General features: G+C 54.5%; 12 protein-coding genes. 5 read left to right on the forward strand and 7 right to left on the reverse strand.

Going from position 1 to position 12,680, the window contains the following annotated elements; genetic code table 11:
• Window positions 1-492: a (2Fe-2S)-binding protein gene (locus tag ACFPLB_RS02255; protein ID WP_378227632.1), complete on the reverse strand. Its 492-nt coding sequence runs from the start codon at window positions 490-492 to the stop codon at window positions 1-3.
• Window positions 489-1,358 carry an FAD binding domain-containing protein gene (locus tag ACFPLB_RS02260; RefSeq protein WP_378227633.1) on the reverse strand — a complete coding sequence of 290 codons (870 nt, stop codon included), beginning with the start codon at window positions 1,356-1,358 and terminating at the stop codon, window positions 489-491. Before ACFPLB_RS02260 ends, ACFPLB_RS02255 begins: the two co-directional genes overlap by 4 nt.
• 604 nt (window positions 1,359-1,962) lie before the next feature.
• Between ACFPLB_RS02260 and ACFPLB_RS02265 the strand changes: the two genes are divergently transcribed.
• Both ACFPLB_RS02265 and ACFPLB_RS02270 read left to right on the forward strand, forming a co-directional pair.
• On the forward strand, window positions 1,963-3,234 hold the full coding sequence (locus ACFPLB_RS02265; RefSeq protein WP_378227634.1) for an ArgE/DapE family deacylase: 1,272 nt from the start codon (window positions 1,963-1,965) through the stop codon (window positions 3,232-3,234).
• A gap of 57 nt (window positions 3,235-3,291) precedes the next feature.
• Window positions 3,292-3,915, forward strand: coding sequence for an SRPBCC family protein (locus ACFPLB_RS02270; RefSeq protein ID WP_378227635.1), 624 nt, complete (start codon window positions 3,292-3,294; stop codon window positions 3,913-3,915).
• A gap of 126 nt (window positions 3,916-4,041) precedes the next feature.
• Here the strand turns inward: ACFPLB_RS02270 and ACFPLB_RS02275 are convergent, their stop codons facing one another.
• Window positions 4,042-5,241 (reverse strand): diaminopropionate ammonia-lyase, encoded by a 1,200-nt coding sequence (locus tag ACFPLB_RS02275; protein ID WP_378227636.1) that lies wholly within the window; start codon window positions 5,239-5,241, stop codon window positions 4,042-4,044.
• Window positions 5,242-5,490: 249 nt separating this feature from the next.
• On the opposite strand from ACFPLB_RS02275, the gene ACFPLB_RS02280 reads away from it, so the two are divergent.
• Window positions 5,491-5,991, forward strand: a complete 501-nt coding sequence (locus ACFPLB_RS02280; protein ID WP_378227637.1) for an Lrp/AsnC family transcriptional regulator — start codon at window positions 5,491-5,493, stop codon at window positions 5,989-5,991.
• A 107-nt stretch (window positions 5,992-6,098) separates the two neighbouring features.
• Here ACFPLB_RS02280 and ACFPLB_RS02285 read toward each other — a convergent pair whose 3' ends face one another.
• Together ACFPLB_RS02285 and rocF are read right to left on the reverse strand one after the other, a co-directional pair.
• Complete coding sequence (locus ACFPLB_RS02285) at window positions 6,099-7,154, reverse strand: ornithine cyclodeaminase (RefSeq protein WP_378227638.1); 1,056 nt, start codon at window positions 7,152-7,154, stop codon at window positions 6,099-6,101.
• Between the two features lies 1 nt (window position 7,155).
• Entirely contained in the window at window positions 7,156-8,088 is a 933-nt protein-coding gene (gene rocF, locus ACFPLB_RS02290; RefSeq protein WP_378227639.1) for an arginase, read from the reverse strand.
• Window positions 8,089-8,215: 127 nt separating this feature from the next.
• On the opposite strand from rocF, the gene ACFPLB_RS02295 reads away from it, so the two are divergent.
• Entirely contained in the window at window positions 8,216-8,653 is a 438-nt protein-coding gene (locus tag ACFPLB_RS02295) for an Lrp/AsnC family transcriptional regulator (protein ID WP_378227640.1), read from the forward strand.
• Window positions 8,654-8,790: 137 nt separating this feature from the next.
• Here ACFPLB_RS02295 and ACFPLB_RS02300 read toward each other — a convergent pair whose 3' ends face one another.
• Entirely contained in the window at window positions 8,791-9,750 is a 960-nt protein-coding gene (locus ACFPLB_RS02300; RefSeq protein WP_378227641.1) for a DUF1402 family protein, read from the reverse strand.
• Between the two features lie 465 nt (window positions 9,751-10,215).
• Window positions 10,216-11,406 carry an Mrp/NBP35 family ATP-binding protein gene (locus ACFPLB_RS02305; protein WP_378227642.1) on the reverse strand — a complete coding sequence of 397 codons (1,191 nt, stop codon included), beginning with the start codon at window positions 11,404-11,406 and terminating at the stop codon, window positions 10,216-10,218.
• 266 nt (window positions 11,407-11,672) lie between these two features.
• Here ACFPLB_RS02305 and ACFPLB_RS02310 point away from each other — a divergent pair, with 266 nt between their 5' ends.
• Window positions 11,673-12,566, forward strand: coding sequence for a LysR family transcriptional regulator (locus ACFPLB_RS02310; protein ID WP_378227643.1), 894 nt, complete (start codon window positions 11,673-11,675; stop codon window positions 12,564-12,566).
• Window positions 12,567-12,680: the final 114 nt, after the last annotated feature.

Here is a 12,680-nt window from a genome sequence, read left to right on the forward strand (position 1 = left end):
TCATGCCGCTCCCGCTTCAAGCTCGACAGTAACCGCCTTGCGAACGGCGGCAACAATGCCATGATAGCCGGTGCAACGGCAGATATTGCCGCTCATCGCCTCCCTGATTTCCCCGTCGTCGGGCACGCGCTTTTGCTCAACCATTTCGGCAACGAAAGGCGCCAATGTCATCAGGAAGCCGGGGGTGCAGTAGCCGCATTGCAGACCATGTTCACTCTTGAAGGCCTGTTGCAGAACATGATCAGCGCCCGTTCCGCCAAGAGCTTCGACGGTGCGGATGGAGCTGCCGTCACATTGCACGGCAAAGGTGAGGCAAGACAGGCGCGGCGTACCGTCAAGATGGACTGTGCAGCAGCCGCAGGCCCCATGGGCGCAGCCAATATGCACCCCGGACATGCCAAAATCCTGACGCAGGACATCGGCCAGCAATTTCCGGGGCTCAACGCTGAGCGTCTTGCTCACGCCATTCACTTCAAGGGTAATGTCGATCATGATTTGTCCAGCGCCCTCGTGCAGGCCGCCTCGATGGCGCGGCGTGTGAGTTCAGCAATCAGCCCGCGGCGATAGCTGGCTGAAACGATATGGTCATCAGCCGGATCTATGGATGCAGCAAATTGCTGTCCGGCCTCAGCCGCCGCAGGATCGGCAAGCGCCCTGCCGGTGAGAAAGGCCTCGATCTCGGGGGCGCGGATTGGAAACAGATCGGCGCCGGAGCAGACCATGGCGGCTTTGCTGATCTTTCCGCCGGCAAATTCCAGCGTGACGCCGATCGAGGCGGTGCCGAAATCGCCGCTGCGCTCGCTTTGTTCGATAAAACTGCCGGTGGAGGCGGAAGGTGGCAGCGGCAATTCGATCGCCACGACCATTTCGCCCGGTTCAAGTGCCGTGACATAGGCGCTGAGGAAGAACTCGGTGGCCTTGATCGCACGCGTGCCTTCAAGCGAGCGCACGATGATATCGGCATCATGCAGCACCGCAACGGCGGGCAATTCGGCTGTGGGATCTGCATGTGAGATGCTGCCGCCGATGGAGCCGTTCTGGCGGATGGTTGGGTGGCCGATATAATGTACGGCATCGAGGAAGGCCGGGAAATGCCGGGCGATCAGCGGATTGTCGAAATAAGCGATGTGCCGGGTCAGCGCGCCAATACGCAAAACCGGCCCGTCGATTTCGATCCCGCTCAGGGGCAGCCGGTTGATGTCGATCAGATGGGCGGGGCGGGCCAGCCGGAAATTCATCATCGGCACCAGGCTCTGCCCGCCAGCGATGGGGCGGCCATCTTCGCCGAACTCGTGGAGAAGCTCAAGCGCATGATCAAGCGATGTTGCGCGGTGGTAGTCGAATGATGTTGGTCTCATCAGTTCCTCTTAATCGAAGGCGAATACCTAAAATTGTCCAGAACTGTCCAAATTTTCCAGAACTGTCGAAATTTTATTGTCGCGCTCGACCTGATCACACGAATGTGGTCGTCACTATAAATAATCTAGTCATATCCATGTTTGTATGCAATAGAAAAAAAATTGTAGACAAATGAGGTTGCTCCACATTAGATGATGTATCATGAGGTGTAAAAGCTGGATTGATCACCTGGCTATCAAAAAAACCATGGTGCGGATGATGGTTTGATGTGGTCGATGACAAGAAGGATGTCTGGCACGATGTAGCATAAAACATTTCTTGTTTCTGCAGAAACGATGGAATGATCTAAAGCCTGTCTCTCGAGACTTGAGAACCAGTTTCGAGATAAAGACATGTGTAAAAATAAAGATTTAAAGCGGGTCGCGTGAATCTGAAAGAAAAGCGACACGCTTTAGTGGAATGAATTTGACATTCGACATCCGCTTGATGTCGGCCTCGAGATCGAATGTCAAATTTAGAAATTCCACTAGGCTCTGGTTTTGCAATGTCAGACGGCATTGCCTGACTGCAAAATGCTCTAGCGACTTGATTTAACGGAGTTGAATGATGACGACGCAACGCCAGGCCATTCTGGACATGATCGACAACAATCGGGACAAGGCCATCGAGTTCTTGCAAAAAATGGTGTCGATTCCGAGCGTGACTGGTGATGAGGCCGCCATTCAGGCTTTTGTCGCTGACTATATGAAGGGCATCGGGCTTGATGTCGACATGTGGGAGACGGATTGGGAGGAGTTGAAAAAACATCCCGGTTATCGCCCGGTGGATCGCGGCTATGAGGGCCGCCCCAACATTGTGGGTATCAATAAGGGGACGGGTGGCGGTCGCTCGCTCCTGCTTAACGGTCATACCGATGTAATTCCGGTCGGCAATGGTGAAGGCTGGAGCGATGATCCATGGTCGGCCAAGATCGAGAATGGCCGCATCTATGGCCGTGGCTCCTGCGATATGAAAAGCGGTGTTGCCAGCCATATTCTGGCGGTCGAGTTCCTCAGGCAGGCAGGCGTCAAGCTCAAGGGTGACGTCTATATCAATGTCGTCATCGACGAGGAGGTCTCCGGCCACGGTACGCTTGATACGGTTATTCGCGGCTACAAGGCCGATGCCGGCATTTCAGGCGAGACCAGTGATTTGCATGTGCAACCGGCCTGCATTGGCCGCATCTGGTTTCAGATCGACGTTCAGGGCAAGCCCGCCGGTATCCAGCAGCGCTATCTTGGCATCAGCGCCATTGACCTTGGCAACAAGGTCGTCAAGGCCGTTCAGGAACTGGAAGACCACCGTGTCGCCACGGTCAAGCATCCGCTTTATCCGAATGCGCTGGACTCGCTGCCCTGCATTATCGGCAGTTTTCAGGCTGGCAATTATCCAAGCGCCTTCCCGGCAAGCGCTGTGCTCAAGGGATCGATCGGTACGGTGCCGGGCGAAGACCATGAGGGTGTCAAGCAGAGCCTGGTCGACAAGATCGCTGAAATGGCGGCCAAGGACGAATGGATGAAGGATCATCCGCCGGTGGTGCGCTTTGTCGGCTATGATGCCGAGGCTTCGGAGATCCCGAGCGATCATCCGATCGTCGAACTGCTGTCGCAGACATATACCGAACTGACCAACAAGCAACCGGTCATCAGCGGCCGTCAGGGAGCAGCCGATACGCGCTTCCTCAACAGCTATGGTGAGACGCCGACCGTGATTTTCGGCCCCGGTTCGACAGCGGTCATGCATGCTGATGACGAGTATGTATCGATTGACGATTATCTTACGGCCATCAAGGTCATGGCGCTTTGCATCTATGACTGGTGCGGCGCCGAGGAGTAGAAAGCACAGGGTGCGAGCGCCAGCCGCACCCTGTTTCCAGTTGGAAGGAACAATAAAATGCCACAACTCAAGCAAGTTTTTACCGTCAACCATCCACCTGCGCTGGTGTGGTCGCAATTTCAGGATCTGCCCAACATTGTGCAGTGCATTCCAGGTGCGGCCCTGACGGAACAGGCTTCGCCAACACAGGCGAAGGGCCGGATGACGGTCAAGCTTGGGCCGGTCAAGGCCGATTTTGGCGGCGAGGTTGAAATTGAGGCCGATGAGAGCGCTCATACTGGAAAAATCATTGGCAGCGGCATCGACAAGAGCCACAATTCACGTGCCAAGGGAAATGTTGTCTACCGGCTGGAGGAGGCAAAGGGCGGTGCAGCAACGGTGGTCAATGTCGATGTTGACTATACGCTGTCAGGGTCGCTGGCGCAGTTTGCACGTGGCGGTATCGTTGATGCAGTGGCCGAGCAGATATGCAAGGAATTTGCCCTCAATCTGGAACAGCAGCTCAACGCATCCCCATCCCCATCCACAGCCTCATCAGACACTGCTTCAGATAAGGTTGCCGATGCTGCTCCGGCCGCCGCCCATGTTGCAAACAAGCCAAATGAGCTGAATGCCTTGAAATTGATCATGGCCATCATCCGCTCAAAACTAAAAGGTCTTTTTGGCCGCAAATCAGCATAATAAAGATCGCTGCGATCTTTCAGATTTGCTTTTGAATTTATCTTCATCTGGTTTTGGGAAGAAATAAAACACCGTGCATCCTGTTGGATGCACGGTGTTTTTTAACAGCCGGCCGGATGTCCGGGATTATGCAGAAGCCTTTGCAGCGATCGCTTCCGGGGTTGCCCCAACCAGTGTTTCATAGAGTTTCGGGTCGGTTGCGCCTTCCGTATTGATCAGGAACACACGTGAGTGGCTGTCAAGGCCAAGCTGCTCGCGCATTTTCGTGTCTGAAGCGGCCTTGATCAGAGCTGCCAGCCCCACCCCGCCGCTCTCGCCTGCCACCACCGCCGGGTCAGAGCCTTCCGGGTTTGCAAGCTTTTTCATTGCGCTCACAGCGTCCTCATCTTCCACTGTCATGAAAGCGTCAGCCGTGCGGGCCAAAATCCGCCATGCGACCAGTGAAGGCTCATAGCATTCAAGCATGGCCATGACCGTGCTTTGGCTGTGGTCGACTTTCACTGCATGTCCAAGCCGGGCGCTTTCAAACAGGCAGGCTGCGCGTGAGGGGTCAACCACCACGAAAAACGGGCGTTTATCACCAAACAGAATATCGAAGTGCCCGGCAACGGTTGCTGCGATGCCGCCCACGCCTGCTTGTATGAAGACATGTGTCGGCGGTTCGCCCATCTGCTGCAAGGCTTCACCCAGAAGCGCTGTGTACCCTTGCATGACCAGACCGGGGATCCGCTCATAGCCCGGCCAGGATGTATCGGAGACGGTGAGCCAGTTGTTTTCTGCGGCCACGCGCGTGGCTTCGGCAACCGAATCGTCATAATTGCCTTCCACACGGATCATGTTGGCCCCGAAATGGGCAATGGCGGCAATGCGCTCATCGCTGACACCGGAGTGAACGAAGATTGCGCATTTGGCGCCCACCAATTGAGCGCCCATGGCAACCGAGCGCCCGTGATTGCCATCGGTTGCGCAAGATACGGTCATCTGCGAGGCGATCTGTTTGACCTCGTCTGACTGAAGCTCCTGAATATCAACAGCCCGACCGAGGCGATTGGAGGCTTCTTCAAGCACCAGCCGGATCACAGCATAAGAGCCACCCAGCGCCTTGAAGCTGCCAAGGCCAAGCCGCTGGCTTTCATCCTTTATCTGGATCGTGCCGATGTCCAGCTTGCGTGAAAGCTCTGGGAGGGAAACGAGCGGGGTGACCTTGTGACCCGCACGGTGCTGGAGGAAATGCTGGACCGTTTTGGCCTCCTTCACACTCAAGACCTCGGCATCAGCCGCTTCGAGGCTCTTGCGATGATCAGCAAGTTCGTTGATGAGAAGCATGGCGCATATCCTTGAATTTTTGACAACGCGCTGATAATTACTTCATTTCCTATGATAAATCTGCTGTTTTTTCAGTAGTTATTTGCAACATTTACTCGCAGATGCCGTATTTATGCATTTAGAGCGCCGTGCGTCCTATCGGACGCACAAAGGACGCTCTAACTCTTTGAAGAAGCATCGGAATTATCCAAAAACCGATTCCACTTTTTGGTCCGATGCTCTAAACCCGGTGCAGCTTGAGGAGTCTGCATGACTGACAGGAACAGGGATGACGCCAGCGGGCTTGATGGTTTTGATCTGGCAATACTCGACATTTTGCAAAAGGATAACAAAACGCCCCAAAGGCTGATTGCCGAAACCATCGGCTTGTCAGCGCCTGCCGTGCAGCGCCGGATCAAGCGGATGGAAGAAACCGGCACGATCATGGCCAATGTCGCCATTGTTAATCCGTCCCACGTTCACCACGAGATCACCATTGTGGTTGAGGTCGAGATGTGCAGTGAGTTTGGCGAGACGCATGATGCGACCCGCAACGCATTTGCCGACGCTCCTGAGGTCCAGCAGTGCTATTATGTAACCGGAGAGGTTGATTTTATTCTGCTGGTCGTCGTCCAGACCATGAGTGACTATGAGGCCATGACCAGAAGGCTGTTTTTTTCAAACAAGAACGTGAAACGATTCCGCAGTTTTGTCGCTATGGACAGGGTGAAGGTTGGCCTGAATCTGGAGCTCAATCCAAAACGGCGCTAGAATAACGGGCGTTCTAACGAACGCAGTTTCCGCTGCTCCAGCTTCTTTTTTAGCCGCATTATTGCGACGTCAGACGATTCCATCTGTGCTCACAAAATGCTTTAGAGTTAGCTTGCGGCCTGTTTGGCTCTTAGCAACATGCCAAACAGATCGCGTGGCTCGTCGGGATCGGCCAGCAGGTCAAGCTCCTCGTAAAAACCGGTTCTCGGCAACTGGTCATAGACATAGCGCAGGGCTGAAAAATCTTCCGTGGCAAAGCCGACCGAGTCAAACAGTGTAATCTGTTTGCTGTTTTTGCGCCCGCTCGCCTTGCCCGCCATTACCTGCCATAATTCTGTGACCGGATGATCATCGGCAAGCTGTTGAATCTCGCCTTCAATACGGGTTTGCGGCGGGTATTCGACAAAAATATCAGATCGCAACAGAATGTCGCGATGCAGTTCCACCTTGCCGGGGCAATCACCGCCAACCGCATTGATGTGGATACCCGACCCAACCATATTATCGGTCAAGATCGTGGCGTATTTCTTGTCGGCGGTGACGGTGGTGATGATTTCAGCGCCTTCCACCGCCTCTTGCCCGCTGGCGCAAATGGTGATGTCAAAGCCCATATTCGCCAGGTTTGCAGCGCATTTATGCGAAGCCGTGCTGTCGATGTCGTAAAGCCGCAACCGGTCAATGCCCAGCAGCGCCTTGAAGGCAAGCGCCTGAAATTCAGATTGTGCGCCATTGCCGATAATGGCCATGGTGCGGGCATTTTTGGGGGCTAGATATTTTGCCGCCAGCGCTGAGGTGACAGCCGTGCGTAAAGCTGTCAAGATCGTCATTTCAGTCAGCAGCACAGGATAGCCGGAATCGACTTCGGCCAGCACACCAAACGCGGTGACGGTTTGCAGCCCTTCAAGCATGTTTTTTGGATGACCATTGACATATTTGAAGCCGTACATCTTGCCATCGCTGGCGGGCATCAGTTCAATCACCCCTTCGGTCGAATGCGATGCAACGCGCGCTGTCTTGTCAAAACTCTCCCAGCGCAGAAAATCTTCTTCCACATAGCGGGCCAGTTCGGTCAGAAATTGCTCGATGCCAATGGCCAGCACCAGTTTCATCATTGAATCGACGCTGACAAACGGGACGATATTGAGTTTGGTGGTGATGTTCATTTCAATGGCTCCCGGAATAGCTGTGGGTTGGACGATCCATGATGCGGCGTCCCATCAGGCTGGCTGTCAGATCCACCATCAAACTCGCGGTCCGGCCGCGTTCATCCAGAAACGGGTTTAATTCAACCAGATCAAGGCTTGTCACCAGTCCGCTGTCACACAGCATTTCCATGGCCAAATGGGCTTCGCGAAATGTAGCGCCGCCGGGCACTGTGGTGCCGACACCCGGTGCAATGGATGGTTCAAGAAAATCGACATCAAGGCTGACATGCAGCATGCCATTGGCATTGGCGACACGCTCAATGAAGCCACGCAGCAAAGGGGCGATGCCATATTCATCAATGGCGCGCATGTCATGAATGGTAACGCCGGTTTCGTTTAAAGCACGCCGCTCGGCCGGATCAATGCTGCGTAAGCCTAAAGTGCAGACATGCAAGGGATCAATAGCAACTGGAAGATCAGGAAAACAGCCGGAAAAGCCCGGCAATCCGCAGGCATAGGCCAGCGGAACGCCATGCAGATTGCCGCTGGCTGTTGTCTCCAGCGTGTGGAAATCAGGGTGCGCATCCAGCCACAGCACAAAGAGCGGGCGCGCCATTTCGGCAGCCCGCCGCGCAACGCCCGATAATGTGCCAGCCGAAATCGAATGATCCCCACCGAGAAAAATCGGCATGGCCTCATGGCTGGCCTCATAGGCTTTGCTGGCGATTGCTGCGATCCAGGCACTGATTTCGGGCAGGGCTTTCAAAGCCGTATTGCTATGGGATTGTGGCTGCACAATACCGCGCTGTACCTGACCACAATCTTCAACGGTGTGACCCAGCGCTTCAAGCGTGGCAACAAGACCGGCAGCGCGCAGCGCACTTGGCCCCATATCGCATCCCATGCGCCCGGCGCCATCCTGTACCGGAACCCCTACAATTTTGCAGCGCAATGCCTTCCTCCAGATCAAACCCATAAGCCCATTGAAGTGCCAGGCGGTGGCGATGTGAATGCTTTAAATTGGCAAATTAAATGATATTACTTGCCAATCTGATATGCCAATCTGACGAAATGATAAAATGGATGATCTCGACAAAAGCCTGGTCACACTTCTGCGCCATGACGCCCGGCGTTCAATTTCTGATCTTGCAATGGATTTGGGGGTGTCACGGGCAACAATTCGCACCCGCATCCTGCGGCTGGAACAACAGGATGAAATCATCGGCTATACCGTCATTTTGCGGGCGGATGCTTTTGATCAATCGGTGCGTGGCATCATGATGATTGATGTCGAAGGTCAGGCCGCAGACAAGGTGGTGCGCGCCCTTGGCGGATTTTCTGAGGTTTCAGCCATTCATACCACCAATGGCCGCTGGGATCTGGTGGTTGAGCTTGCCACCAGCACACTCACCAGTTTTGATGAGGTTTTACGCCGTATCCGATTGATTCCGGGTATTACCGGCAGCGAAACCAGCCTGTTGCTGGCAACCCCTCGCAGCACCCGTGCAAGATTATGAGCCAGGCTGAAAAATATTTACTCTTGTTATTGCTGCATTTGTACGACACCAGATAAAACTGTCTGGCTGAAAAATATTTACTCTTGTTATTGCCGCATTTATGCGACGCCAGATAAGACTATCTGGCTGTAAAATGCTTAAAACAAAGCCTTCAATTCATCCAGCTTGTCATTGACCAGCCAGCCATAATAATTTTCCTGCGGCAACAGCAGCGGTGTCCGGGTCGCCGCACGCTTCGCATTTTCGGCCTTCAACACCTGTGCCCGCGCTTCCGGGTTTCCGACATTGTAAAGAGTGGCGGTAATGCCCGGATTGCCGGAAATATCAAAATCTGCAATTTTCTTATAGGCGGCAATCGAATTGCGCAGTGTTGCGGCCACATAAGGAAGGGTCAGGTCAGGATCCATGATGGTTTTGTAAACCTGATTGGGATTGCGCGCATCAAGTTTGGGCAGGTTGGAAATCTTGTTGACCATGTCGCTCATTTGCAGGGCAGTCAGCGGGTTTAACTGACCAAGGCCAAAGGTCTGACCGGCATAGAGCGGCTGGAAGAAGGTTGCGCCGAAACGATCATCGGGAAAGCGGGTTGTGCCTACCGTCTTGCCACGAAAGGAGCGATTCCAGACCTGTTCGCGGCATTGCCACAACTCATAGCTGCTGGTTTTTTCTTTACAGGATGAAAATTCCGGGCGCTCGACAAAGTCGGAAACATTTTCGCCCTGATAGGAAAAGGTGAGGCGGCTGGAGAGATAGGAAACGGCTTTGACATAATAGGTCTGCAGCCGGTCATAGGCATCGACATTATAGGTATGCTCACCAACAATGGCGCCAACCATATGGATCGGGTCAATGCCATAGGTTGCAGACACCTGCTGGATTTTGCTGCGCAAGGCGGCGTCATTTTTCAGCAAGGCGTAGATTTTACGATATTTGGCCTGATATGTGGTGTTCATGGCCTGAGTGCGCCGGGCAGAGGCGCCCGGAACCGGCGGTTGTTCAATGGAACGATTGCCCGGTGGCACCAGAGTTGCAGCCCGCACCGGCAAGGCAGTGGCGGCCGCCAGCAGGGCGATTGCAAGAAGAATAAGCTTTTTCATAAGTGCCGCCAGTAAACAGATGCGGTCCAAATTATAAAAATGGACTGTTAGGGTCAGGACCTGCTAATTTGTTTAGAATGGTGTGAGGTTATTTGGTTGGATACAAGAAGAAAAGGCGCAGGAAATGTGAACATTTTCAAGGCTTTTCGACGCTGTTGCCGACCAAATGAACCACATCCAAAGGACGCTGAAACGGCTTCAAACTGCCACGTCGAAGCCCTCGGTCGATAAAAACATATCGACCATTGGACTTCTCCTTGCATTTTCTTGCCGTTTCAAGCGCCATTCTGATCAAATTAACAGGTCCTGACCCTAAGTCGAGGCCCTGTGGGCCGTATGAGCACACAAGGCTGCCGGCGTTGCATAAAAGCAGCAAATCAGCAGGTTCCGGCTCTGGATCCTTTTGTGAGTACAGATGGTCCCGCCTGCACGCACAAAGTGCTCTGGAACCGGGATTTGAAAAAATTATTCAAACACGATTGATGGCCCGCTGCCGCTTTTTTCTTCCTGAAGGCGTGTCCAGACTTTTGCAGCAATATCGCGATAGATGCGCGCTTCCTGTCCCTCCGGGTGGCTGACCGTGACCGGCTGCCCGCCATCGGAGCTTTCGCGAATACCCATTTCCAGCGGCACTTCGCCAAGGAAGGGAACGCCAAGCCGTTCAGCTTCACGCTTTGCACCGCCATGACCAAAAATATCGTAGCGGTTGCCCGTATCCGGGGCGATGAAATAGCTCATATTTTCAATAATACCAAGAAGCGGCACATCGACCTTCTTGAACATGTTAAGGCCCTTGCGGGCGTCGATCAGGGCAAGGTCCTGCGGCGTGGAGACGATGACCGCACCTGCCAGCGGCACTTGCTGGGCCATGGTCAACTGGGCATCACCAGTGCCGGGCGGCATGTCCACCACCAGCACATCAAGATGGCCCCAGTCGACTTCGCGCAGCATCTGGGTCAGTGCCGAGACCACCATGGGGCCGCGCCAGATCATCGGTGTTTCCTCATCGACCAGAAACCCCATCGACATGACTTTGAGACCATAGCTTTGCAAGGGGCGCAGCGTCTTGCCGTCAGTGGTTTCCGGTCGGGCTTTCAGGCCGAGCAGCCTTGGCATGGAAGGGCCATATATATCGGCATCCAGAATGCCGACTTTCAGCCCGTTGGCGGCAAGGCCGAGCGCCAGATTGACCGAGGTGGTTGATTTGCCAACGCCACCCTTGCCGGAGGCAACTGCAATAATGGCGTCGATGCCGGGAACGCCGCGCTTGCCTGAGCTTTGCGAGGCTGGCGCAGGCTGGCGACGGGGCGGAGGGGAATGGCGCGCCGGTTGCGGTGCTGCGGAGTGGACAGTTGTGGAGCGGGGCGGGGCGGGGCGCGGCGGAGCCGCCGTTTCCATGCCGCCGCCCTTCTTTTCAGCGGTGAGCGAAACCACGGCCCCGGTCACGCCGGGAATGGCCTTGACCACCCGTTCGGCTGCCGCCCGCATCGGCTCCATATGGTCGGCGCGTTCGGCCGGAACGGTGATCGAAAAAAACACCTTGTCATTGGCGATGAAAATTTCGGAGACCATGCCTAGATCGACAATATTGCCGGAAAAATCCGGCCCGCTGATGCTTTTTAATTGCTCGGTGACAACTTCCTTGGTGACGGACATAGATCATACCTCATGCCTGGGCCTGCTACCGGTAGCCTGTCTGGAATACTGCAAAAATTGCTTTGCTCCAAGCGCCCGTGCCTGCGTCATCATGCCGGTGGTGTCTTGTTCAAGCCTGTTACCGGTTGAAATGTAGAGCCAGAGCCATGACTTGCATGGTCAAATAAAATTTCCGAATTTGGGCCATAACCCTGAAAAATGACAGGCTTTTGGGACAAGATTTTGAGATAAGATAAAGTCAGATTAGCTGCACAGACCCGGATCACATGATCGACAAGCTGGAATTCTTCATTGCCCTTGCCCGCGAAGAGCATTTTGGTCGCGCTGCCGAAGTGTGCGGTGTTACCCAGCCCACGCTTTCGGCAGCAATCAAGCAGCTTGAGGATCAGCTTGGCGTGATGCTGGTCAAGCGCGGCTCGCGCTTTCAGGGGTTGACCCTGGAAGGTGAGCAGGTTTTAGGCTGGGCGCGGCGTATTGTGGGCGACGCTCACGCCATGCGTGAAGAAATGCGCGCTGCCCGTCATGGCCTGTCGGGCCGCATCCGCATTGCCGCCATCCCCACAGCGCTGGCCATGATGCCGCGTCTGACCACGCCGTTTCGCCAAAAACACCCCGGCGTCACCTTCTCGATCCTGTCGCGCACTTCAATCGAGATTCTGTCATTGCTCGGCAATTTTGAAATTGATGCGGGCATTACCTATCTCGACAATGAGCCGTTGGGGCGCGTGACCAGCGTGCCGCTTTATCAGGAACGCTATCAACTGATCACCTCCAGCGATAATGAACTGGCTGGTCGTGACACGGTGACCTGGGAAGATGTCAGCCGTCAACCCTTGTGCCTGCTGACCCCTGACATGCAAAACCGGCGCATCATCGATCAGCATCTGGCGCAGGCCGGTGTCCAATTGCGCCCGACGCTGGAAAGCAATTCCATGATTGTGCTGTTTTCGCATATCCGCACCGGAAAATGGTCATCAATCATGCCGGTTACGCTTATCGAGGCTTTTGGTTTTGCCGAGCCGATCCGCGCCGTTCCGATCATCGAGCCGGATGCCAGCCATGCGGTCGGTCTTGTAGCCGGACCGCATATGCCGCACACGCCGCTGGTTTCGGCGCTACTGGACGAGGCAATGACGCTGGCAAGAGATTTTGGCGCCTGATCGGGATGATAATATTAAAGCTGCAACTGGCTTGATAGAAATATTCTATCGTTTCACGGAAGTGCTTTATTGATCAAAGCGTTATTCTCTGGTTGCATAGCGTTTTAGCGAGAG

Origin of the sequence: Aquamicrobium segne, from assembly GCF_042656785.1 — a bacterium.
Classification (GTDB): domain Bacteria; phylum Pseudomonadota; class Alphaproteobacteria; order Rhizobiales; family Rhizobiaceae; genus Mesorhizobium; species Mesorhizobium segne.